The following is a 22,247-nucleotide window of genomic DNA, read 5'->3' as shown; positions in this document are numbered from 1 at the left end:
TCATAAGGGAGGGTGGGCCTCCCTAGGCTCTTCAGATGACGCCCCCGTGACAGAAAGCGCCGAAAAATCAAAAAGTCTGGGGTCGAGGAGATGGGAAGGGTTCACATGCGCCAGCGCCCGCAGCATCACATCCTTCCGACCGGGCATACGCCGCTCGATATCCGCCAGCATTTCCTTCATGGCGTTGCGCTGAAGTCCGTCCTGCGAGCCGCAAAGGTCGCAGGGGATGATCGGAAACTCCATTGCGGCCGCAAATTTCGCCATGTCTTCTTCGGCGCAATAGGCAAGCGGGCGCATGACCATCAGGTCACCCTCGTCATTCAAAAGCTTTGCCGGCATGCCGGCCAGACGTCCGCCATGGAAGAAGTTCATGAAGAAGGTCTCGAGAATATCCTCACGGTGATGGCCGAGCAGCAGCGCGTCGCAGCCCTCCTCCCGCGCGATGCGGTAAAGATTGCCGCGCCTGAGCCGCGAACAGAGCGAACAGTAAGTGCCGCCGGCGGGCACCTTCTCCTTCACCACCGAATAGGTGTCGCGATATTCGATGCGATGGGCAACGCCGATCTTCGCCAGATACTCCGGTAAGACATGCTTGGGGAAATTAGGCTGGCCCTGATCCAGATTGCAGGCGATCAGTTCAACGGGCAGCAGGCCGCGCCATTTGAGATCGAGCAGCAGCGCCAAAAGCCCGTAGCTGTCCTTGCCACCGGAAAGGCCGACCAGCCAGCGCTTCTGGCCTTTCAGCATGTCGAAATCTTCAAAGGCCTGACGCACATTGCGCAGCAGCCGCTTGCGCAGCTTGTTGAAGGAGACGGAGCGCGGTGCATTGTCAAATAGCGGATGCGAACTGCCAGCTTCTTCCGGCGATTCCTGATCTGCCACGATCTTTTCCGCGATGTCATCGACCCTGGTGAGAATATTCATCATCCGCTCGCTCCGGCACGACTGCCGTTATCCATGCAGGCAATGCTCCCATCCGCCCGGAAGATCAAGCCCCGAATACCGACCAACCTGTTTTCGTTGCCAGCATTTCCAGCGCATGTGACCCGAGCGCCGAGTTGCCGACCTTGTTGAGGCCCGGCGACCAGACCGCGATCGATGCCTTGCCGGGTGCCACCGCCATGATGCCGCCGCCGACGCCGCTCTTGCCCGGCAGGCCGACATGATAGGCGAAATCGCCCGACCCGTCATAATGACCGCAGGTCAGCATCAGCGCATTGATGCGCCTTGCGCGGCGGTCCGATACGACGGTATGCCCCGTCAGCGGGTTGCGGCCGCGATTGGCCAGAAACAGGCCAGCCCGGGATAGCTGCGCGCAGGTCATGGAAAGCGCGCACTGATGGAAATAGACCCCGAGCGTATATTCCACGGGGTGATGCAGATTGCCGAAGGAGCGCATGAAATTGGCGAGCGCGAAATTACGGAAACCCGTCGCCTGCTCGGATTTCGCCACCGTATCGTCGATGCTGATCGTGTCATCATCAGCGAGATACCGCACGAACCGCAGGAGCTCGCCGATCGCCTCGCGCGGCTGATGGCCGGACAAAACGATATCGGTCACCACGATCGCCCCGGCATTCACGAAGGGGTTGCGGGGAATTCCGTGCTCGTGCTCCAGCTGGACTATGGAGTTGAAGGACGATCCCGACGGTTCGCGACCCACCCGGTTCCATACCGTCTCACCGGCCTTGCCGAGCGCCAGCGTCAGCATGAAGACCTTGGAAATGCTCTGGATCGAAAACGGCGTCAGCGCATTGCCAGCCGTATAAGTCGTTCCATCGACCGTGGTGATGGCGATGCCGAACTGGTTGGGATCGACCTTGGCGAGTTCGGGAATGTAATCCGCAACCTTCCCCTCGCCCAGCCTCGGCAGCATGCTGTCATGGATGGAATCGACGATACCCTGAATGTCCTGCATGCAAAGCCTTCCCCAGCAAACAAAAAAGCCGCCCCGAAGGGCGGCTTCCTGAATACTGAAACGCGTCGATTAACGCGAGTAGAATTCGACGACCAGATGCGGTTCCATGACGACCGGGTAAGGAACGTCGGAGAGCGACGGAACGCGAGCGTAGGTCGCAACCATCTTGTTGTGGTCAACTTCGATGTAGTCAGGAACGTCGCGTTCAGCGAGCTGAACGGCTTCCAGAACGGTTACGAGCTGCTTGGACTTCTGGCGAACTTCGATAACGTCGCCCGGCTTGCAGCGGTAAGAACCGATGTTGACGCGAACGCCGTTAACCGTGACGTGGCCATGGTTGATGAACTGGCGCGACGCGAAAACGGTCGGAACGAACTTGGCGCGGTAGACGATGGCGTCCAGACGCGACTCGAGCAGGCCGATCAGGTTTTCAGAGGTATCGCCCTTGCGACGGTTTGCTTCGTCGAAGGTAGCGCGGAACTGCTTTTCGCGCAGTTCGCCGTAGTAGCCCTTGAGCTTCTGCTTGGCGCGCAGCTGCGTGCCGAAGTCGCTCATCTTGCCCTTGCGGCGCTGGCCGTGCTGGCCCGGGCCGTATTCGCGGCGGTTAACCGGGGACTTCGGACGGCCCCAGATGTTTTCGCCCATGCGGCGGTCGATTTTGTACTTAGCCGATTCGCGCTTGCTCATCGTATTTCCTTCTCAAAGGTTTATACCGGCTTGTTGCCAAACCGGGTTAAGGAAACACGCCCTCCTCTGAGGCCCGTTGCAGGGCCTCTGACAGGCTTCTCACATGCGAATGGAGAAACCACGGGACATGTCGGTGATATTGACCGCCGAACGTCAGTTCTTAAACTGCAGGGCAGTCAACAAAACACACCGGACATCACTGCCCGGCGTTGGGGCGGCTTCTACAGAGCTTTCACGGTTTTGTCAAACAAGGCCTTTCGCTTTTTTCTAAAGTCTGCCCTTGAAAAGCAAAAGCGCCCACCCATCTCTCCATCGTGATCAGAACTCGGGCCCCTCTGGCGTGTTACCGGACAACACGTGATGTCGAGTTTGTTAAGGTTGGGGCCCACGTATATTCTTGACACGCGTTCCCCATCCGCAAAGCCAACCTCGTCCGGCTAAAGGTTGACTGATGGACTTTCTTCTATCGGATTTTCTCGGCACACCCACTTGGATGTGGGGTGTCTTCATTTCTCTTGTCCTTGGCCTGCTCGCGCTCGATCTCGGCGTACTTCATAAGAATTCCAAGGAAATCGGCGTTCGTGAAAGCCTGCTGATGTCAGGCTTCTATATTGCCATCGGCCTCGCCTTTGGCGGCTGGATCTGGTATCAGTCCGGCCAGCAGTCCGCCATGGAATATGTCACGGGCTTCGTGGTCGAAAAAAGCCTGGCGATGGACAATATCTTCATCATCGCCATGATCTTCTCCTATTTTGCCATTCCGCGCCAATACCAGCACCGCGTGCTGCTCTGGGGTATCCTCGGCGTTATCGTCCTGCGCGGCATCATGATCGCCGGCGGCGCGGCCATCGTCGAAAACTTCCACTGGGTGCTTTACCTCTTTGCGGCCTTCCTCGTCTTTACCGGCCTCAAGATGCTGTTTTCCTCCGACCATGACGAGAACGACATCGGCAACAACCGCATCCTGAAATTCCTGCGCAGTCACCTGCCGGTGGCAAACAGGCTGCATGGCGAAAAGTTCTTCGTCAAGGAAACCGATGAGACAACCGGAAAACTGAAAACCTTCGTGACGCCGCTCTTCCTGGCGCTCATCATGGTCGAAATCGCCGACCTCATCTTTGCCGTCGATTCGATCCCGGCAATCTTCGCGATCACCACCGATCCGTTTATCGTCTATACCTCGAACATCTTCGCGATCCTCGGCCTGCGCGCCCTCTATTTTGCGCTTGCCGCCCTGATCCACCGCTTCGCCTACCTGAAATATGCATTGGCTGCGGTTCTGGTCTTTGTCGGTTCCAAGATTTTCGTGGCCGACATGCTCGGCATCGCCAAGATCCCGCCGGCCGTTTCGCTGGGTGTCACCGTCGCCATTCTCGTCACCGGCGTCGTCGGTTCGCTGATCGCGACACGCAAGGAAGCGAAGGCTATCGAGTAAGGTCAAGCAATGAGGAGGCGGAAATGCCTCCTCACACGCCGTCACCCCGGACTTGATCCGGGGTCCAGTGCGGTCAAGTCCTTGATCGCAATAGACTCTTCTCACGACGCAGACGCGCCGTGGCTGGATGCCGGATCAAGTCCGGCATGACGGGGGAATAAATGACGCAAACAAACCCGCCGCACCCTCACTCCGCCGCCAGCCTTGCATCATCCTCAGCCGCATCCGCATCGCCGGGCGCGGTTTTTGCGTCGAGATCGGGAAAGGCCACGATACGCTTGCCGGAGAAATCGGCATGCACCACCACAAGCTCCTTCTCCTCGAAATAACTAAGGAGACGCCGTGCGCGGCGGGCGGAATGGGTGCCGTAGGCGCGGGCAATTCGGGCATCGGACGGGCAAGGTTCCTCGCCGAGCGCTGCCTTGACGAGCAGCAGAAAAACGCCCTGCAGGTCATCGGAAACCGACATCGACAATTCCAGCGCCTTCTCCCAGCCTTCGCTAGCCGCCATTGCCGCATCAACGCCTGAACGGGCAATCGCCACCTGCCGGCGGAACTCCGCCAGCGTCATCGGCGTGCCGGGAATGCGGCGCATGCGGGCGCGCACCAGGAAATCCTGATAAAGCACGGCATCGGTACGATAGGCGGATTGAGGATCATCGAGAATTTCGACGAGAACCGCTGAAATCTTTTCCTCGCGCTCTTCCGGCGTTATTTCCAGCTGGCCCGCACGTGGCGACTGCTCCGGCGCTGGACCGACGGCCGCGGGAGTAGACCGGGACAATTCAGCCAGAATATCCGTTGTTGGACGCGGAGCCGGCGGTGTGCGACGAACTGCGGGACGCGTGAATTCTTCCGGGTCCGGCGTAAAGATCAGGTCTTCGACGTCCTGCGGCGCATCCGGCAGCGGCATCAGCTTCGGTGAAGAAGAGCGCGCCGAGGTTTCCACCGCCCCGATGACGATTGGCAGCGGACGGCGCGAAAGCGCCGGGCCGAGCGCCACGAAATTGCCGCGCTGGAGATCGCGGAACATTTCCGCCTGCCGCCGGTCCATGCCGAGCAGATCGGCCGCGCGCGCCATGTCGATATCGAGGAAAGTGCGGCCCATCAGGAAGTTGGACGCTTCCGCGGCCACGTTCTTGGCAAGCTTGGCCAGTCGCTGCGTGGCGATGACGCCGGCAAGACCACGTTTACGGCCACGGCACATCAGATTGGTCATGGCGCCAAGCGAGGCCTTGCGTGCATCTTCCGTGACTTCACCGGCAACGGAGGGCGCAAACATCTGCGCTTCATCCACCACCACAAGCACCGGATACCAGAATTCACGATCGGCATCGAACAGGCCATTGAGGAAAGCAGCGGCCGCCCGCATCTGCTGTTCGATATCGAGACCTTCCAGCGTCAGCACGCAGGAAACACGATGCTGGCGAATGCGGTTGGCGATGCCCGCGAGCTCGGCTTCCGTGCGCTCGCCATCCACGACCACATGGCCGAATTTATCGGACAGCGTAACGAAATCACCCTCGGGATCGATGATGACCTGCTGCACCCATGGCGCCGATTGCTCGAGCAGCCGGCGCAGCAGATGCGACTTGCCGGAACCGGAATTGCCCTGCACCAGCAAACGCGTCGCAAGCAATTCTTCAATATCGAGCTTGGCCTGCTGCCCGCCCGATAGAGTTCCCATGTCGATGCCGACCTGCAATGTTCCGTTCCTCGTACTGCCTCAGATCCGGCCGATTCCCCTCGCGGCGGCCGAACATGCTCTTTACCAAAAAATCGTCGATTGCGTCTCGCCTATGCCGGTAATGCACAGGCATTTGCGTTCCGGCCTAAGCAGGACGGCGCCAGGCGCGGGCAAAGGCAATACGCCGCCCGAAGACATTGAGCGCCAGCCCGAGAATCACGAGCGCTGCGCCGGCCACTTCGAAGACTGTGATATGTTCCGCAAAAGCGAGATAGGCGCTTATGAAGCCAACGACGGGCACCAGCAGAGAAAACGGCGCCACCGTTCCAGCCGGATACCGCAGAAGCAGATAACTCCAGATACCAGCGCCGACAATTGTCGCACCATAGGCCATATAGATCACCACGAACGCCATGGTCGGCGTCGCATTGACCACCCCATCGACTATCGCCCGAGGACCCTCCACCACGAGCGAAAGCAGGATCAACGGCAGAACAGGCACAAGGCTCGTCCAGGCAACGAAGGAGACCGCATTGACCTGGCCGATGCGGCGATTGACGATGTTACCGCAGGCCCAGGCAATGGCGGAACCGACGCCCATCAGAAGCGGCACCAGCGCCGCCGCCGTCATGCGCTCGACGCCGATGACCGCAAGCCCGCCAAAAGCGATGATTGCACCGAGGATTTGCGACGGCAACGGCCGTTCCCCGAGGAACACCACGGCAAGCGCCAGCGTGAAAAAGGCCTGCGACTGCATGACGAGCGAAGCAAGCCCCGCTGGCAGCCCGAGCTTGATGGCCGGATAAAGCAGGCCGAACTGCACAAAACCCATGGCCATGCCGTAAACGATCATATGCCGCCAGGGCACATTGGGCCTGGGCAGGAAAAACACCAGTGGCACTGCCGCAAAGAGATAACGAACCCCCGTCAAAAACAGCGGCGGCATATCGTTGACGCCGATCTTGATGACAACGAAGTTGAAGCCCCACAAAAACACGGTAACCAGGGCCAGAAGTATATGCGGCAATGCCATTTTATTATGTCCGAATGTCAGTCGATGGAGGGCGTCATACGCTGGCCGCCCTCTTCCAGCCAAAGGCAACGAGACCAGCGCCGATCAGGAGGCCACCGCCCGTGCGGTTGACAATCCGCTGAACCTTCGGCTTGCGGATCGTATTACGGGCGGCACTTGCCAGAAGTCCATAAAGCGCCGCGTTGACAGTGGCAAGCACAAGGAACGTCGCCTCGAAAATCAGCACCTGCGGCCAGAACGGCAATGTCGGCACCAGAAACTGCGGCAAAAAGGCCACGAAGAACACGATGCTCTTCGGGTTAAGCGCGGTAACGATATAGGCATGCAGGAAGATTTTGAGCGGTCTTTCCCGGCCCGTCACGCCGGTTCCATCAGTACTTTCGCCACCAACCGGCGAACGCCACAGCTTGATGCCGAGATAGATGAGGTAAGCCGCACCGATCCATTTCAGCCCGGTAAAAAGCGCTGCGGATGTGGCGAGCAGCGCCCCAAGCCCCAACATCGAGGCCGTCATGGCGGTGAAATCGCCGAGCGCCACGCCTGTCACCGTTGCCGTGCTCGCCTTGCGGCCATGGCCCAGCGCATAAGAAATGACCAGCAGGATCGTCGGTCCTGGAATGGCAAGCATGATGGCGGACGCGGCCACGAAGGCCAGCCAGTTTTCCAATGGCATGATGAATCTCCTCTATCCCGAGTCTTGAGCAAGCCACGGAAAATGTTTTGCTTCAAGCCGGATTGTACGAGCTGTGCAGCTCTCTCCTAATGCCCCCCGGGAAACGTCCCGGTACGAGTTTCTCCGTAATCCGCGGTCAAACTGGGACCGGCCTCTCCCGCATGTGCGTGCGGAAGAGGCCACCATTGTCAAAACCGCGGCGCCCAGTAGGGCGTTTCCCAGTCTCGCCGCCGCTTCACGCGCGAAGGGTCGAGGCCGATATCGACCAGAAGGCGCTCTGGCAGGTCGGCAGGGTCAGTTGGTGGCGCGCGGGGCACGACAGCGGCAATGAGAACCGCTTTGAGAGTTTTCCAGACGCCGAATGTGACGAACAGACGGTCCACCGCATCCGGGAGCGCATATGCTACCAGTGGTTGATTTTTTTGCATGGGAAATCCATCCCGGCGCGGCAAAGCGGCCAGGTCCTTTATCGATGAAAAACGACAGGACGAAACGACGGGCGCAGCAAAGATGCCGCACAAACGCGCAGGTCACATGTCGAACGAAATGAAAACGCCAAACGGCAGGGAAATCAGGCCTAAGCCTTATCGGCGGGAGATGCCTCGCATCCCATAACCGCCGATATTCATGCCGGAAAGGCCAGACATGCCGTTAAGGCGCATATTCATGTCATTGGTCATTCCACGCCTCCATTTATAGCGGTTACAGACGAGAAACACCTTACACAGGAAATCCGGCGCGACAAGAGGTCGCAATCTCGAATTGTAAAGAGTCGCAAAAAAGATGCAAAAATGCAACAGACTCACGGAAGGGAAATCAGGACACGGAGACGCTGAGGCCAAAACCCTGCATCAGCCGCCGCGTGGCAAAGTCCGGCTTGCCTGATGTGAAGACGGCGAAGTCGAATCCATCGGGGTGTTCGGCATCCTGGGGCATCGGCACCAGATGACGGGCACGTCTTGCAATTGCCTCGGCGGGATCGAGCCAGTCTACCGGCCAGGGGGCCAGACGGCGAAACACGTTGGCCATGAAAGGATAGTGGGTGCAGGCGAGAACGACGATATCGGTGCGTTTTCCATCGCTTTCGATAAAACAGGGTTCGATTTCGGCAAGCACCGCCTCCTCCGACACCGGCTCCCCCCTGATCCAGCTTTCGGCCATGCGCGCAAGGTTTTCCGAGCCGACAAGGCGGACATGGCATTGCGTCGCGAAGGACTGGATGAGATCGCGCGTATAGGCACGCTTGACGGTGCCGGGCGTCGCCAGAACGGAGACGAGGCCGGAACGGGTGCGCTCCGCCGCCGGTTTGATGGCGGGTACTGTTCCGACAAAGGTCATCTGCGGAAACCGGGCACGCAGATCGGCGCCGGCAAGCGTGAAGGCGGTATTGCAGGCGACGACGCAGACTTCCGGGCTGAAATCCTGCAGCAGTTTTTCAAAAAGCGAGAGAATGCGCGCCCTAAGCGCCTCCTCCTCCCAGCCTCCATAGGGAAAACCGGCGTCGTCGGCCACATAGATGAAACCGCGCTCGGGCATCAGCACGCGCGCTTCGCGCAGCACAGTCAGCCCGCCAATGCCGGAATCGAACACCAGCACCGGCTTCAGCACGTCGGTGGCCGCCTCACTCGTCTTCAGCATTCTCCCCTGCTCCCTCGGCCGATGGCCCCGTTGCCCGACCGGCCTGCTTCGGCCACTGCCGGGGAAAACGGTCGAGCGAATTGATCACGCCGCGGAAAACACTGATTTCCTGCTCGGAAAAACCGCGTCTCGACAGCACGGCACGCAGATTGTCGACCATTTTCGGCTTTTTTTCAGCGGGATGGAAATAACCGCGCGCATCCAGCGCTTCCTCGAGATGTTCGAACAGGCCAAAAACCTGCTCCTTGGTCGAAGGCCGCTGCTCGACGGACTGGAAAAGCGTCTCGCCCAGATCGTCCATGCCTGACTTCATCCACTCATAGGACATCAGGAGCACGGCCTGCGCAATATTGAGCGATGCAAAGGCGGGGTTGACCGGAAATGTCACGATCTCATCGGCCAACGCCACTTCCTCATTGGTGAGGCCCCAGCGTTCACGACCAAACAGGATGCCTGTCTTTTCGCCCGCCTTGAATTTTGCCCTGAGCGTATCGGCCGCAGTGACTGGCGATCGTACCGGCTTGAACCCATAACGCTCGCGCGCGGTCGTGGCATAAACGAAATTGAGATCCTTGATCGCCTCTTCCAGCGTATCGAACACCGTCGTCGCGTCGATGACGTGATCGGCCTTGGAAGCGGCGGAGCGCGCCTTTTCGCTTGGCCAGCCATCACGCGGGTTGACGAGGCGCAGCTCGGCGAGCCCGAAATTGGCCATCGCCCGCGCCACCATGCCGATATTTTCGCCGAGCTGCGGTTCGACCAGAATGATCGCCGGGCCTTCCGCCAGAAGTTCAAGCTCGCTGTTTGTGCCTGCCATCGTTGTTTGTCCGTTGTTTTTAAAAGCGCGGCATAGACTTTGACGCCGATACCGTAAAGCGCGCTTCACTGGCACAGATTGCCGTTAAAATCAAAGTCGGAGAGAGCGCACACCCGCTCGGCTTTGCTGGAGATGAGAGCAACACCGCTCTCCCGTCATCCTCGGGCTTGAACCGAGGATCCACAACCCGTTGAAATCAATGGATCCTCTGGCCAAGCCCGAGGATGACGGGGAGTGTGGCGAAAACCTCGTATCACTCTTCACCGGCTCAAACGGGACCCATTACTCCCCCTTGATGATGTTCGCCATCTCCTCACGCAGCGAGTCCCGGCCTTCGTCGCCAACCCGGTGAATGTCGCTGATGACAGGCCGCCCCTCCTCCTCGATCACATCGAAATGCACCTCGTCCACGGTCGCCTTCATCTCCGCCTCATCCATGCAGGCCCAGAGCTTGAATTTGGCCGTCACGTCAGTCACGCCATCCTTCACCGCGCCCGCCGTCACGGACACATCCTGCAGCGGGCAGCCATCCTGCGAGTTGGTCACGACATCATAACCGAATGGATCGCCCTTCTCGCCGCTTTCGGCCTCGTAAGCCGGCTTCTTGGAGGCTTCACGGTATTGCGCGACGAACTCCTTGCTGAAGAGGCTCGTCAGCATGTCCTCGTCGAATATGTATTTCCAGTTTTCCGCATCGCCGGACCAGTTCTTGACGGTGATGTCCATCACCTTCTGGACGGGATCGGTGGGACCGGCGGCGAGGGCGGCGTGGGAAAAGAGGGCGGCGGCAGACAGAAGCAGAATTTTCCGCATGATATGATCCCGGTAGAGGCCCTGAGACGGGCGAAGCGATTCGCCTGACTGTATTCCGGCATTATGGTTTGGCAATGCGCAAAGCGTTATTGCGCTGCGCCAAAAAAGCGCCCCCCATGGCTTTGCCTCAGGCGCGTGCGATGCTATAGCCCCACCGGATATTTTTCCGACTATGGGCGTCAACAGGCGCCACAGCTTCGAAGGTGAGGAATTCATGGCAAAGATCAAGGTAGCCAATCCAGTCGTCGATCTCGACGGCGACGAAATGACCCGTATCATCTGGCAGCTCATCAAGGACAAGCTGATCCTGCCATACCTCGATCTCGACATCGAATATTACGACCTCTCAGTTGAAAACCGCGACGCCACCAACGATCAGGTCACGGTTGACGCGGCCCACGCCATCAAGAAGCACGGCGTCGGCATCAAGTGCGCCACCATCACCCCGGATGAGCAGCGCGTCGAGGAATTCGGCCTGAAGCAGATGTGGAAGAGCCCGAACGGCACCATCCGCAACATTCTGGGCGGCGTCATCTTCCGCGAGCCGATCATCTGCAAGAACGTTCCGCGCCTCGTTCCGGGCTGGACGAAGCCGATCGTTGTCGGCCGCCACGCTTTCGGTGACCAGTACAAGGCAACCGATTTCAAATTCCCCGGCAAGGGCAAGCTGACGATCAAGTTCGTCGGTGAAGACGGCCAGGTTATCGAAAAGGACGTTTTCGACGCTCCGAGCGCCGGCGTGGCTCTTGCCATGTATAACCTTGACGAATCCATCCGCGAATTCGCCCGCGCCTCCATGAACTATGGCCTGATGCGCAAGTGGCCGGTTTACCTCTCCACGAAGAACACCATCCTCAAGGCCTATGACGGCCGCTTCAAGGATATCTTCGAAGAAGTCTACCAGACCGAATTCAAGAAGCAGTTCGACGAAATCGGCATCACCTATGAGCACCGCCTCATCGACGACATGGTCGCTTCCGCGCTGAAGTGGTCCGGCGGCTACATCTGGGCCTGCAAGAACTATGACGGCGACGTACAGTCGGATACAGTTGCTCAGGGCTTCGGCTCGCTCGGCCTGATGACCTCGGTTCTTTTGTCCCCCGATGGCCGTACGGTCGAAGCCGAAGCGGCGCACGGCACGGTCACGCGCCACTACCGCCAGCACCAGAAGGGTCAGGAAACCTCGACCAACTCGATCGCCTCCATCTTCGCCTGGACCCGTGGCCTCGCCCACCGCGCCAAGCTGGACGACAATGCGGAACTCGCAAAGTTCGCGGCAACGCTCGAAACCGTCTGCGTCGACACCGTCGAAAGCGGCTTCATGACCAAGGACCTGGCGCTCCTCATCGGACCGGATCAGCCCTGGCTCTCCACCACCGCCTTCCTCGACAAGATCGACGAAAACCTCAAGAAGGCGATGGCTGCCTAAGCCTGCTTTGCCAAGACGTCAAAACCCGGCCTCAGTGCCGGGTTTTTTATTTGCACGGTATAGACGAGGCATTCGTTCAATAGAAACGAAATGGACAACCAGATAGCGAACAAATATCGTTACGTGCCGGCTGGTTGAGCCAAGAGAAAAAACTCTGACACAACGCAGATTTCTTTTTGTTCACGGCATCTTGATTAGCGGTTGCACTAGGCGCAGAATTTGATTCTGCGTGTCCAGGGCCAGCAGGACAATAAGACTAAGATTAAACAGCATCTACTTGCACACAACTTGCCCGACACAGTCAAACGTTCATCGTAGCATCCACGCGATCTTGGAAAGACGCTAGGGATGTTGCGGACTTTAAAAATATGAAACGCAGGCCGAAAGCCCTTTGGGTTCGCCTGATGTTTCGACGATTTTGCTTGGGGAGGCAAAAGAGCATGAGTGAACTGATCTTTTACACCAACCCCATGTCGCGCGGGCGTATCGCGCGGTGGATGCTCGAGGAAGTGGGCGTTCCCTATCGAACCGAGATACTTCGTTTCGAAACCTCGATGAAATCGCCCGCCTATCGGCTGATCAATCCGATGGCCAAGGTGCCCGCCATCAAACATGGCGATACTATCGTCACCGAGGCCGCCGCGATCTGCGCCTATCTGGCTGACGCCTTTCCCGGTGCGAACCTAGCGCCCACACCCAAGTCACGCGGGCTCTATTACCGCTGGATGTTCTTTGCCGCAGGCCCGCTGGAAATGGCGGCGAGCATGAAGGCAATGGGTTTTGAAGTGCCGAAGGAAAAATTGCGTATGGCCGGCTGCGGCAGCTATGCGGATGTGATGAACACGCTGGAACGGGCCGTCAGCGAAAACCGCTTCATCGCCGGCGATCTCTTTACCGCCGCCGATGTCTATGTCGGCGCCCATGTTGGCTGGGGCCTGCAATTCGGCACGATTGAAAAACGCCCGGCCTTCATCGACTACTTGGCGCATCTGACCGAGCGCCCGGCCTTCAAGCGAGCCGCGCAGCTCGATGAGGAAGCGGCGAAGGATATGAAAGCGACGGACTAGAGTATTTCCGGTGATCACGGGATCACCGGAAATGCTCTAGTGTTTGTTTTTACCGCATTGTCCGACGCCGAAGCGAACACGCTTCGGCTGGAAATGCTTCAGCAGGCTTGGCGCTGCCGAGCGCACAATAGTCCCTGAACGATCCACAAACGGAAATTCACAAGAAAAAGGCGGGCCAAAATCCCGCCTTCTCATTTTCTGTCGATCAGGCCGCCAGAGCCGCTGCCACCGCTTCGATAGCCTCCTGCGCCTTGGCGCCATCAGGACCACCCGCCTGCGCCATGTCCGGTCGGCCGCCGCCGCCCTTGCCGCCAAGTGCGGCGGAAGCAGTGCGGACGATATCGACGGCGCTGAAACGGGACGTCAGATCTTCCGTCACGGCGGCGACAGCGCTTGCCTTGCCATCCTCGGAAACGGCGATCAGCAGCACGACGCCAGAGCCAAGGTTGGCCTTGGCCTCGTCGGCGAGCCCCTTCAGATCCTTGGCATCGATACCAGCAAGGGATTTTGCGAGGAAGTTGACGCCCGCGACCTGCTTGACGTCGCTTGCCCCGGCATCCGTTGAACCGCCGCCCATGGCGAGCTTCCGGCGGGCATCGGCGAGCTCACGCTCCAGCTTCTTGCGCTCGTCCAGCAGGCCTTCAACGCGCGACAGAACATCGCCCGGCTGAACCTTCAGCGACGAGGCGAGCGCCTTTACCCGCTCGTCCTGTTCGGCGAGATAGGCAAGCGCGCCCTGGCCGGTTACGGCCTCGAGACGGCGCACACCGGCACCGACGGCGCTTTCACCGAGGATGCGGATGAGACCGATCTGGCCGGTCGCAGCCACATGCGTGCCGCCGCAAAGCTCGACGGAATAAGGACGGTTGGCTTTCGAGCCATGCAGGCCGGTGCCCATGGAGACGACACGAACCTCGTCACCGTATTTCTCGCCGAACAGCGCCATCGCGCCCTCGGCAATGGCGTCATCGACGCTCATCAGGCGGGTGACGACAGGCGAGTTCTGCAACACGATTTCGTTGGCCATGTCTTCAACGACCTTCAGCTCCTCGGCAGACATCGGCTTCGGATGTGAAACGTCAAAGCGCAGGCGCTCGGGCGCGACCAGCGAACCCTTCTGCGCGACATGGGTGCCCAGCACTTCGCGCAGCGCCTCATGCAGCAAATGGGTGGCGGAGTGATTGGCGCGCAGACGCGAGCGGCGGTCATGATCGACCGTCAACTGAACGGCATCGCCCACTTTGATGCCGCCCTTGGAGACGGTGCCCATATGAACGAAGAGGCCTTCGCCGCGCTTCTGGGTGTCGGAAACGGCAAAAGCGCCGTTATCGCCGGAGATTACGCCGGTATCGCCCATCTGGCCGCCGGACTCGCCATAAAACGGCGTCTGGTTGACGACGACCTGCACGGTCTCACCATCCACAGCGCTTTCGACGGCCTTACCATCCTTGACGATGGCCTGCACGACGCCCTCGGCGGTTTCCGTGTCATAACCGAGGAACTCGGTGGCGCCGAGTTTTTCCTTGAGTTCGAACCAGATCGTTTCGGTGGCCTTGTCGCCGGAACCGGCCCAATGCGAGCGGGCTTCCGCCTTCTGGCGCTCCATGGCATCCGTGAAGCCGGAAATATCGACGCCGATTTCGCGGGCGCGCAGTGCGTCCTGCGTCAGGTCGAGCGGGAAACCATAGGTGTCGTAAAGCTTGAAAGCGGTCTCGCCATCCAGCATGTCGCCCTTGTGCAGGGTCGAGGTGGCATCCGACAGCAGCGACAGGCCGCGTTCCAGCGTCTTGCGGAAACGGGTTTCCTCAAGCTTCAGGGTTTCGGAGATCAGCGCTTCGGCGCGGACCAGTTCCGGATAGGCGCGACCCATCTGCTGCACCAGCGACGGCAGCAGCTTGTAGATCAGCGGCTCGCGCGCGCCGAGCAGTTCGGCATGGCGCATGGCGCGACGCATGATGCGGCGCAGAACATAACCGCGGCCTTCATTGGACGGCAGCACGCCATCGGCGATCAGGAACGCAGACGACCGCAGGTGGTCGGCGATGACGCGGTGGCTGGCGCGCTTTTCGCCTTCAGCCGGAACACCCGTCGCTTCGACGGAAGCGGCGATCAGTGCGCGGAACAGGTCCGTATCGTAATTGTCATGCTTGCCCTGCAGCAGAGCGGAGATACGCTCCAGACCCATGCCGGTATCGATCGACGGGCGCGGCAGGTCGATGCGCTCTTCCTTCGTCACCTGCTCATATTGCATGAAGACGAGGTTCCAGATTTCGATAAAGCGGTCGCCATCCTCTTCCGGCGAGCCGGGCGGGCCGCCCCAGATATGATCGCCATGGTCGTAGAAGATTTCGGAACAGGGGCCGCAGGGTCCAGTATCGCCCATCGCCCAGAAATTGTCGCTGGTCGGGATGCGGATGATGCGGTCGTCGGAGAAACCGGCGATCTTCTTCCAGAGGTTAAAGGCCTCGTCGTCGGTGTGATAAACCGTGACCAGCAGGCGATTGCGGTCGATGCCGAATTCCCTGGTGATCAGGTTCCAGGCGTGGGTGATCGCCTCTTCCTTGAAATAATCGCCAAAGGAGAAGTTGCCAAGCATTTCGAAGAAGGTGTGGTGACGGGCGGTGTAACCGACATTGTCGAGGTCGTTATGCTTGCCACCAGCGCGCACGCATTTCTGCGCAGATGCCGCAGTAGAATAAGGACGGCTTTCCAGACCGGTGAAGACGTTCTTGAACTGTACCATGCCGGCATTGGTGAACATCAGCGTCGGATCGTTGCGCGGCACCAGCGGGCTGGAGGGCACAATCTCGTGTCCGTTCTTCTTGAAGTAGTCGAGGAAGGTCGACCGAATTTCATTTACACCGCTCATGCCCACACACCGCTCACAGCTGGAGTCCATCACCGCCATCGGAAATGATGGCTATATTGCAAAATCAATGGCTTTTATCGTCCGCATCCTGCCCTGTCCAGCCATGGAGACCGGCGAAGGCGTACCGACAAAGAAAAAGGGCCATACGACAGAAATCGCACGGCCCATTTTGTTCAATTCGATTCACATCGAGACAGGCGATCCGGCAACGGATGCCTGAAGCTCGACGGCAGGATCAGCCTTCGTCACCGTCGCCGTCATCGCCGGAATCAGGACCGCCATTCTGCAGGAAACGATCCGCAATCAGGCCGGCGTTCTGGCGCAGCGCCAGCTCGATCTCGTTTGCCGTATCGGGGTTATCGCGCAGGAAGGTCTTGGCGTTTTCACGCCCCTGCCCCAGACGCTGGCTGTTATAGGAGAACCAGGCACCCGACTTTTCAACGATACCGGCTTTTACGCCGAGGTCGACAAGCTCACCGGTCTTGGAAACGCCTTCGCCATACATGATGTCGAATTCCACCTGCTTGAAAGGCGGCGCCATCTTGTTCTTGACGACCTTGACGCGGGTCTGGTTGCCGACAACCTCTTCGCGTTCCTTGACAGCGCCGATACGGCGGATGTCGAGGCGAACGGAAGCGTAGAACTTCAGCGCATTACCGCCGGTCGTCGTTTCCGGCGAACCGAACATGACGCCGATCTTCATGCGGATCTGGTTGATGAAGATGACCATGCACTTCGACTTGGAGATCGAAGCGGTCAGCTTGCGCAGCGCCTGGCTCATCAGGCGGGCCTGAAGACCCGGCAGGCTGTCGCCCATCTCACCTTCAATTTCCGCCCGCGGCGTCAGCGCCGCAACGGAGTCGACCACGAGAACGTCGACCGCGCCGGAGCGCACCAGCGTATCGGTGATCTCAAGCGCCTGTTCGCCCGTATCCGGCTGCGAGATCAGCAGGCTCTGCAGATCCACGCCAAGCTTGCGCGCATAGACCGGATCAAGCGCATGTTCGGCGTCAACGAAGGCGCAGATGCCGCCCTTCTTCTGGGCTTCCGCAATGGTCTGCAGCGCCAGCGTCGTTTTACCCGAGCTTTCCGGACCGTAAATTTCAATGATGCGCCCCTTCGGCAGTCCGCCGATGCCGAGCGCGATATCCAGGCTGAGCGAACCCGTCGAAACGGTCTCCACCTCAACCACATTTTCATTGGAACCGAGCTTCATGATCGATCCCTTGCCGAACGACCGTTCGATCTGGGAGAGCGCCGCTTCCAGTGCCTTGCTTTTATCCACCGATTTATCCTCTACGAGACGCAAAGAATTTTGTGCCATCCGAACCACCTTTAGGTTATTGAAGCCGCACAGGCAATGTAGCAGTATGGGAACGGTATGTACTCTATTTGTTCTCATTTAACAAGGCTGAGCCAGCATATTGAAAACAAATAGTGATAAGTCGTTTGTTCTGCTTTCGTTTTTCTGTGCGCGGCCCCTTGCCGCAAACCGGAGGCGAGGTCAGGAAGACGTCAGTTTAGGCCGAATCGTCCGGCCTTACCATCCGCCAGAGAGGGAAATGCAAGCGTGAAGAAAATACTCGTTCTGGGCGGCGCGCATATCGACAGGCGCGGCATGATCGAGACTGAAACGGCGCCGGGCGCCAGCAACCCCGGCTCCTGGATGGAAGAGGCGGGCGGCGGCGGTTTCAATGCTGCACGCAATCTCTCCCGGCTCGGCTTTCAAGTCAGGATCATCGCCCCGCGGGGCGGCGACGTGACGGGAGAAGCCGTTGCGGAGGCTGCACGACAGGCTGGCGTGGAGGACACGCCGTTCACCTTCCTCGACCGACGCACACCGAGCTATACCGCCATTCTGGAGCGTGACGGCAACCTCGTCATCGCGCTCGCCGATATGGATCTCTACAAGCTCTTCACGCCGCGCCGGCTCAAGGTCCGCGCCGTCCGGGAGGCCATCATCGCAAGCGATATCCTGGTCTGCGACGCCAACCTGCCCGAGGACACGCTGGCTGCACTTGGCCTCGTTGCCCGCGCCTGCGAAAAACCGCTGGCGGCCATCGCGATTTCGCCGGCCAAGGCGGTGAAGCTGAAAGCGGCGCTCGGCGATATCAACATCCTCTTCATGAACGAGGCGGAAGCGCGCGCGCTCACCGGCGAGACGGCCGCTGACGTTCGTGACTGGCCGGATATCCTGCGCAAGGCCGGGCTGTCCGGCGGCGTCGTCACCCGCGGCGCAAGCGAAGTCGTGGCCTTCAACCGAACTGAAAAAGCAATCCTCCACCCGCCCCTCATCCGTGAGGTGAAGGATGTAACCGGTGCGGGCGACGCCATGGCGTCTGGCTACCTCGCCGCCATTGCCGAAGGAAAGACGATTGCCGAAGCCCTGAGACGGGGCGCTGCGGCAGCTGCAATCACCGTGCAATCGCCCTTTGCCACCGCGCACGACCTATCAAAAGACAGTGTCGAAGCCATGTTGGGGCTTGTTCCCCAGGCTGAAATACTGGCATGAACCGCTTTTAAGAACTGGAACAATGTAAATGACCCGCCCCATCTCCCCTCTCCTGCCCATCGTCTATTCTCAGGAAGTCGCCGCCGCCAAGCAGCGCGGTGCGCCGATCGTCGCGCTTGAATCGACCATCATCACCCATGGCATGCCCTACCCCGGCAATATCGAGATGGCGGAAAGCGTCGAGCAGATCATCCGTGATCAGGGCGCGGTTCCGGCCACCATCGCCGTCATTCATGGCACCCTGCATATTGGCCTCGAGAAAGACCAGCTAGAGGCGCTTGCCCAGACTACCGACGCCATGAAGGTCTCACGCGCCGATATCGCCTTTGCGATCGCCGAGCGCCGCACGGGCGCGACGACGGTTGCCGCCACCATGATTGCCGCTGCCCGCGCCGGTATCCGCGTTTTCGCGACCGGCGGCATCGGCGGCGTGCACAAGGGTGCTGAAGAGACTTTCGACATCTCCGCAGATCTGACCGAGCTTGCCAAGACGGGCGTCATCGTCGTCTGCGCTGGCGCGAAAGCCATTCTCGATATTCCAAAGACGCTTGAAGTCCTCGAAACCAACGGCGTACCCGTCGTCACTTTCGGTTCGGAAGAATTCCCGGCCTTCTGGTCTCGCTCCTCCGGCCTGCCAAGCCCGCTTTCGCTCAACAGCCCGGCCGCAATCGCCAACTTCCAGGTAACCCGCGAACAGCTCGGTATCGATGGCGGCATGCTGGTGGCCAATCCCGTGCCGGAAGCTGACGAAATTCCGCGCGAGGAAATGGAAATCTACATCAATCGCGCCATCTCGCATGCCGAGCGGGATGAAGTGACCGGCAAGGCGGTCACGCCGTATCTGCTGGGTGACATTTTCCGCCTGACGGATGGTCGCAGCCTCGAAACCAATATCGCGCTGGTTCGCAACAACGCGCAATTAGCGGCTGAGATTGCGGTGGCGCTAAGCTAACCGTCGGGGTTGGGATCATCCTCAAGCTTGCGGGTGACGCCAGGGTTCGAAAACCTCACCTCCGTCATGCCGGACTAGATCCGGCATCCAGCCACGGCGCGTCTGCGCCGTGAAAGAGTCTTTAGTGATCAAGGACTTGATCACGCTGGACCCCGGATCTGGTCCGGGGTGACGGATTGCGGATGATCAAGTTCTGCCAAACGCCTCGGCGCTGGGGACATCGTAAGCAATAAAAAAGGCCCGGAGAGCTTTCGCTTCCGGGCCTTGTTTTTCTATTTGAACCCGATCAGTTCTGAGCGACCGGCTTCACCAGCGGCGTCACGCGGCGGATGGTGACGCGGCGGTTCTGCTGTTCCGGGCCGAGTGTCTGGACCTTCAGGTAACGCTCGCCATAACCCTGCGTCGCGAGGTTTTCCGGCGGGATGCCGTAGACGTCGGTCAGCACGTTGGCGACGGAGGCAGCGCGCTCGTCAGACAGTACCAGGTTGCTTTCATCCGAACCGACGGCATCGGTATGGCCTTCGATGAGGAAGGTTTCCGCCGGGTTCTTTTCCAGCGCCTTGTTGATTGCGTCGGCCACCTTGCGCAAGGAGCGAGCCTGCGCCATCGGGATTTCAGCGCTGCCGGTCGCGAAGGTGATCGTATCGAGGTCGATACGGCGCACCTTGTCACGGATACGGGCCGAATAGCGCACTTCATCCAGCGAATAGACACGTTCCACCGGCTCGACAGGCGGCTGTTCCAGGAAGCGGTAATAATCGCGATCCGGATCGCTCGACGTGTCGATGATGTAGTCCGTCACGGGAATACGCAGACGCATGGGCGGAAGATCGAGACCGGGGTCGCGATAAACGTAATCGCGGTCCGGGTCGTCCATCAGCTCCGGTGCGTAGAACAGCACATATTCGCGGCCGCGATCGTCAATGCGCGAACGCTGGATCACGTCGCCATAACGGTTGCGGATCGTCACGACCTGCGTGCCATCCCGGCGCTCCACGGTTTCGCGGACACGGCCGCCCTGCAGGCGCTCGTAATAGGGCTCGCCGCCATCGCGGATGAAGCGCTGGTTGTCATCGCCACGAACGACGACGCGGTCACCGAACTGCAGGATGATCGGCGCATCGCCATCGCGATCACGCGGGCGACCCTCGCGCGGCTGCCATTCGCGTACACCGTCCGGCCGCTCATATTGCGGGCGGCGGTCGATGCGCTCGCCCTGCTGGGAAGTGATGGCTTCCAGCTTTACGGGTGGCGGCGGAGCCTTGCCTTCAGCAGCACCGGCGCGCTGCGCCTCGGCGTCGGAGGTCGGGACCTTGAAGTCGCCGGCCTGTTCGCGTTCACGACGGCGTTCCTCGCGGGTCTGGCGGTTGCCGGAGCGCTCCACTTCCTTGTCGCTGTCGAGAACGGCAGCACCCTTGTCGACCGGCAGGATGACGGTGTCAGCCGTCTTGGACGGGTCCTTGGCGATCGCCTTGGCCTTGTCCAGCTCCTCCTTCGTCATCGGCGGGGCTTCCGTCTGCGGAACGGCAACCTGGTTCGGCACCGGTTCGCCGGCAGGCGCCTGCCCGGTCGTCGCACCGCTCGGCGGCGGGGTCGGCGCGCCTGGCAGCGGGGCTGCGGGTTCCGTTCTACCCTGACCTTCTACCGGCGGCTGTTCGGAAGGCTGGCGGCCAGGTGCAGGGTTTGGCTGGGTTTCGGGTGCCGGCGGGCGCGCGGGCGTCGGCGCTTCTGTCGGAACAGGTGCTTCCTTCGCGGCGGGCTCGGGAGCGGCAGGCTTTTTCTCGGGAACGGCTTTTTCGGCCGGTTCGGCTTTCTGTTCCGGGGCCTTTTCCTCTACTGCCGGTTTTTTGGCGGGTGCCGGCTCACGGGGCTTGGCCGGCTGCTCGGCATTTTCAGGGCGAACTGCTGGCTCCTGTTCGGCCGCAGGCTCCTTCGCACGCTCCTTACGGGGACGCTCGGGACGCTGTTCGCCGTCGCCTGCAGGCTGCTCGGCCCGTTCCGGGTTGCGCGGACGTTCCTTCGGCTGCTGTTCGGCAGGCGCAGCTTCAGGCGCAGCTTCAGGCGCGGCCTCACGCTGACGAGCCGGGCGCTGTTCACCCTCGCCCTGCGGCTCCTGCGCCCGTTCAGGCTTGCGGGGACGCTCCTGCGGCTGCTCGGCCGGCGCAGGCTCCGGGCGGGCCTCACGCTGCTGTGGTTCCGGCGGCGCTTCGCGCTTGGGCTCGGGGCGAGGTTCAGCCGGGGCCGCCTCGCGCTTGGGCTCCGGCTCGCGCTGGGGCTCCGGTGCGCGCTCTTCACGCTTCGGTTCGGCGGGTTGCGCCTCTTCGGCGCGCTGACGCTTCTTCTTGAGTTCTTCTTCCGGGTTTTCCTGCGCGGGCTCTGCCTGGGCCAGGATTATCTGGCCGGGCGCGGTTTGCGACACCGGCGCCTGGGCGCGGGCCGCGCCGGCAAAGCCCGCCGCTGCTGGCTCAACCGCAATCACGAGAGACATGAGCGGAAAAACCACCCCGGTCAGCAATGTGTTTTTCTTTTTCAGCATCAGTGCTTCCTCATCTGCCGTCATTTTCTATGTCGCAAGATACGCGACGTCGTGGGCCCGGCTTGGCACGCAGGCGCTGTTCAACGCCTTACACACGCTCCGGTTCCCATGATGACCAAAGCCTTCTGTACCGGAAATGAACAGATCAAGGCCTTTTCGTGGAGGCTCTGCGGCACAAAGA

At 60.2% G+C, this 22,247-nt stretch carries 19 protein-coding genes; 6 read left to right on the top strand and 13 right to left on the bottom strand.

Annotation, left to right across the window (positions count from 1 at the left end; translation table 11 throughout):
• The 3 genes from ttcA to rpsD all read right to left on the bottom strand — a co-directional run bounded on the left by ttcA (nucleotide 1) and on the right by rpsD (nucleotide 2,605).
• Complete coding sequence (gene ttcA, locus WA845_RS08155) at nucleotides 1-927, bottom strand: tRNA 2-thiocytidine(32) synthetase TtcA (protein ID WP_162699432.1); 927 nt, start codon at nucleotides 925-927, stop codon at nucleotides 1-3.
• Nucleotides 928-988: 61 nt separating this feature from the next.
• Entirely contained in the window at nucleotides 989-1,918 is a 930-nt protein-coding gene (locus WA845_RS08150) for a glutaminase (protein WP_037092452.1), read from the bottom strand.
• Nucleotides 1,919-1,987: 69 nt separating this feature from the next.
• Nucleotides 1,988-2,605 (bottom strand): 30S ribosomal protein S4, encoded by a 618-nt coding sequence (gene rpsD / locus WA845_RS08145; RefSeq protein ID WP_004442465.1) that lies wholly within the window; start codon nucleotides 2,603-2,605, stop codon nucleotides 1,988-1,990.
• Nucleotides 2,606-3,056: 451 nt separating this feature from the next.
• On the opposite strand from rpsD, the gene WA845_RS08140 reads away from it, so the two are divergent.
• Nucleotides 3,057-4,040: a TerC/Alx family metal homeostasis membrane protein gene (locus WA845_RS08140; RefSeq protein WP_112554602.1), complete on the top strand. Its 984-nt coding sequence runs from the start codon at nucleotides 3,057-3,059 to the stop codon at nucleotides 4,038-4,040.
• A gap of 187 nt (nucleotides 4,041-4,227) precedes the next feature.
• Here WA845_RS08140 and WA845_RS08135 read toward each other — a convergent pair whose 3' ends face one another.
• The 7 genes from WA845_RS08135 to WA845_RS08105 all read right to left on the bottom strand — a co-directional run bounded on the left by WA845_RS08135 (nucleotide 4,228) and on the right by WA845_RS08105 (nucleotide 10,701).
• The gene (locus tag WA845_RS08135; protein ID WP_112554604.1) at nucleotides 4,228-5,745 is read right to left on the bottom strand and encodes a helicase HerA domain-containing protein; all 1,518 of its coding nucleotides are present in this window, start codon (nucleotides 5,743-5,745) and stop codon (nucleotides 4,228-4,230) included.
• 127 nt (nucleotides 5,746-5,872) lie between these two features.
• Nucleotides 5,873-6,760 (bottom strand): EamA family transporter, encoded by an 888-nt coding sequence (locus WA845_RS08130; RefSeq protein WP_004442477.1) that lies wholly within the window; start codon nucleotides 6,758-6,760, stop codon nucleotides 5,873-5,875.
• Between the two features lie 34 nt (nucleotides 6,761-6,794).
• The gene (locus tag WA845_RS08125; protein ID WP_112554606.1) at nucleotides 6,795-7,433 is read right to left on the bottom strand and encodes a LysE family translocator; all 639 of its coding nucleotides are present in this window, start codon (nucleotides 7,431-7,433) and stop codon (nucleotides 6,795-6,797) included.
• Between the two features lie 188 nt (nucleotides 7,434-7,621).
• Nucleotides 7,622-7,861, bottom strand: a complete 240-nt coding sequence (locus WA845_RS08120; protein ID WP_006698773.1) for a hypothetical protein — start codon at nucleotides 7,859-7,861, stop codon at nucleotides 7,622-7,624.
• Between the two features lie 388 nt (nucleotides 7,862-8,249).
• Nucleotides 8,250-9,071 carry a glutamate racemase gene (gene murI / locus WA845_RS08115; protein ID WP_112554608.1) on the bottom strand — a complete coding sequence of 274 codons (822 nt, stop codon included), beginning with the start codon at nucleotides 9,069-9,071 and terminating at the stop codon, nucleotides 8,250-8,252.
• Complete coding sequence (locus tag WA845_RS08110) at nucleotides 9,055-9,888, bottom strand: RNA methyltransferase (protein ID WP_004442488.1); 834 nt, start codon at nucleotides 9,886-9,888, stop codon at nucleotides 9,055-9,057. The genes murI and WA845_RS08110 overlap by 17 nt, the downstream gene beginning before the upstream one ends.
• 282 nt (nucleotides 9,889-10,170) lie before the next feature.
• Complete coding sequence (locus tag WA845_RS08105; RefSeq protein ID WP_004442489.1) at nucleotides 10,171-10,701, bottom strand: hypothetical protein; 531 nt, start codon at nucleotides 10,699-10,701, stop codon at nucleotides 10,171-10,173.
• 214 nt (nucleotides 10,702-10,915) lie between these two features.
• On the opposite strand from WA845_RS08105, the gene WA845_RS08100 reads away from it, so the two are divergent.
• Both WA845_RS08100 and WA845_RS08095 read left to right on the top strand, forming a co-directional pair.
• Entirely contained in the window at nucleotides 10,916-12,130 is a 1,215-nt protein-coding gene (locus WA845_RS08100) for an NADP-dependent isocitrate dehydrogenase (RefSeq protein WP_004442491.1), read from the top strand.
• 440 nt (nucleotides 12,131-12,570) lie between these two features.
• Nucleotides 12,571-13,197, top strand: a complete 627-nt coding sequence (locus WA845_RS08095; protein ID WP_004442494.1) for a glutathione S-transferase family protein — start codon at nucleotides 12,571-12,573, stop codon at nucleotides 13,195-13,197.
• 205 nt (nucleotides 13,198-13,402) lie between these two features.
• Here the strand turns inward: WA845_RS08095 and alaS are convergent, their stop codons facing one another.
• Nucleotides 13,403-16,066 (bottom strand): alanine--tRNA ligase, encoded by a 2,664-nt coding sequence (gene alaS, locus WA845_RS08090; RefSeq protein ID WP_112554610.1) that lies wholly within the window; start codon nucleotides 16,064-16,066, stop codon nucleotides 13,403-13,405.
• Between alaS and WA845_RS08085 the strand changes: the two genes are divergently transcribed.
• Nucleotides 16,065-16,286, top strand: coding sequence for a hypothetical protein (locus WA845_RS08085; RefSeq protein WP_006698766.1), 222 nt, complete (start codon nucleotides 16,065-16,067; stop codon nucleotides 16,284-16,286). The genes alaS and WA845_RS08085 overlap by 2 nt on opposite strands.
• A gap of 15 nt (nucleotides 16,287-16,301) precedes the next feature.
• On the opposite strand, the gene recA is transcribed toward WA845_RS08085, so the two are convergent.
• On the bottom strand, nucleotides 16,302-17,390 hold the full coding sequence (gene recA / locus WA845_RS08080; RefSeq protein WP_004442498.1) for a recombinase RecA: 1,089 nt from the start codon (nucleotides 17,388-17,390) through the stop codon (nucleotides 16,302-16,304).
• Nucleotides 17,391-17,636: 246 nt separating this feature from the next.
• Here recA and WA845_RS08075 point away from each other — a divergent pair, with 246 nt between their 5' ends.
• Nucleotides 17,637-18,578, top strand: coding sequence for a PfkB family carbohydrate kinase (locus WA845_RS08075; RefSeq protein WP_112554612.1), 942 nt, complete (start codon nucleotides 17,637-17,639; stop codon nucleotides 18,576-18,578).
• Nucleotides 18,579-18,606: 28 nt separating this feature from the next.
• A complete protein-coding gene (locus WA845_RS08070) occupies nucleotides 18,607-19,530 on the top strand; it encodes a pseudouridine-5'-phosphate glycosidase (RefSeq protein WP_004442502.1) in 924 nt (307 codons plus the stop codon).
• 286 nt (nucleotides 19,531-19,816) lie between these two features.
• Here the strand turns inward: WA845_RS08070 and WA845_RS08065 are convergent, their stop codons facing one another.
• Nucleotides 19,817-22,066, bottom strand: coding sequence for an OmpA family protein (locus WA845_RS08065; RefSeq protein WP_112554672.1), 2,250 nt, complete (start codon nucleotides 22,064-22,066; stop codon nucleotides 19,817-19,819).
• Nucleotides 22,067-22,247 lie beyond the last annotated feature (181 nt).

Source organism: Agrobacterium sp. CMT1, from assembly GCF_037203725.1.
GTDB lineage: Bacteria > Pseudomonadota > Alphaproteobacteria > Rhizobiales > Rhizobiaceae > Agrobacterium > Agrobacterium pusense.
This window is presented reverse-complemented; position numbering and strand designations above follow the sequence as displayed.

Bases quoted from the DNA above. Each gene is read 5' to 3' on its own strand.
- WA845_RS08110 (WP_004442488.1), bottom strand. From the start codon at position 9,888: ATGGCAGGCACAAACAGCGAGCTTGAACTTCTGGCGGAAGGCCCGGCG.
- murI (WP_112554608.1), bottom strand. From the start codon at position 9,071: ATGCTGAAGACGAGTGAGGCGGCCACCGACGTGCTGAAGCCGGTGCTG.
- WA845_RS08095 (WP_004442494.1), top strand. From the start codon at position 12,571: ATGAGTGAACTGATCTTTTACACCAACCCCATGTCGCGCGGGCGTATC.
- WA845_RS08140 (WP_112554602.1), top strand. From the start codon at position 3,057: ATGGACTTTCTTCTATCGGATTTTCTCGGCACACCCACTTGGATGTGG.
- WA845_RS08130 (WP_004442477.1), bottom strand. From the start codon at position 6,760: ATGGCATTGCCGCATATACTTCTGGCCCTGGTTACCGTGTTTTTGTGG.
- WA845_RS08100 (WP_004442491.1), top strand. From the start codon at position 10,916: ATGGCAAAGATCAAGGTAGCCAATCCAGTCGTCGATCTCGACGGCGAC.
- WA845_RS08125 (WP_112554606.1), bottom strand. From the start codon at position 7,433: ATGCCATTGGAAAACTGGCTGGCCTTCGTGGCCGCGTCCGCCATCATG.
- rpsD (WP_004442465.1), bottom strand. From the start codon at position 2,605: ATGAGCAAGCGCGAATCGGCTAAGTACAAAATCGACCGCCGCATGGGC.
- WA845_RS08105 (WP_004442489.1), bottom strand. From the start codon at position 10,701: ATGCGGAAAATTCTGCTTCTGTCTGCCGCCGCCCTCTTTTCCCACGCC.
- WA845_RS08070 (WP_004442502.1), top strand. From the start codon at position 18,607: ATGACCCGCCCCATCTCCCCTCTCCTGCCCATCGTCTATTCTCAGGAA.
- WA845_RS08065 (WP_112554672.1), bottom strand. From the start codon at position 22,066: ATGCTGAAAAAGAAAAACACATTGCTGACCGGGGTGGTTTTTCCGCTC.
- WA845_RS08085 (WP_006698766.1), top strand. From the start codon at position 16,065: ATGCCCACACACCGCTCACAGCTGGAGTCCATCACCGCCATCGGAAAT.
- WA845_RS08150 (WP_037092452.1), bottom strand. From the start codon at position 1,918: ATGCAGGACATTCAGGGTATCGTCGATTCCATCCATGACAGCATGCTG.
- ttcA (WP_162699432.1), bottom strand. From the start codon at position 927: ATGATGAATATTCTCACCAGGGTCGATGACATCGCGGAAAAGATCGTG.
- recA (WP_004442498.1), bottom strand. From the start codon at position 17,390: ATGGCACAAAATTCTTTGCGTCTCGTAGAGGATAAATCGGTGGATAAA.
- alaS (WP_112554610.1), bottom strand. From the start codon at position 16,066: ATGAGCGGTGTAAATGAAATTCGGTCGACCTTCCTCGACTACTTCAAG.
- WA845_RS08120 (WP_006698773.1), bottom strand. From the start codon at position 7,861: ATGCAAAAAAATCAACCACTGGTAGCATATGCGCTCCCGGATGCGGTG.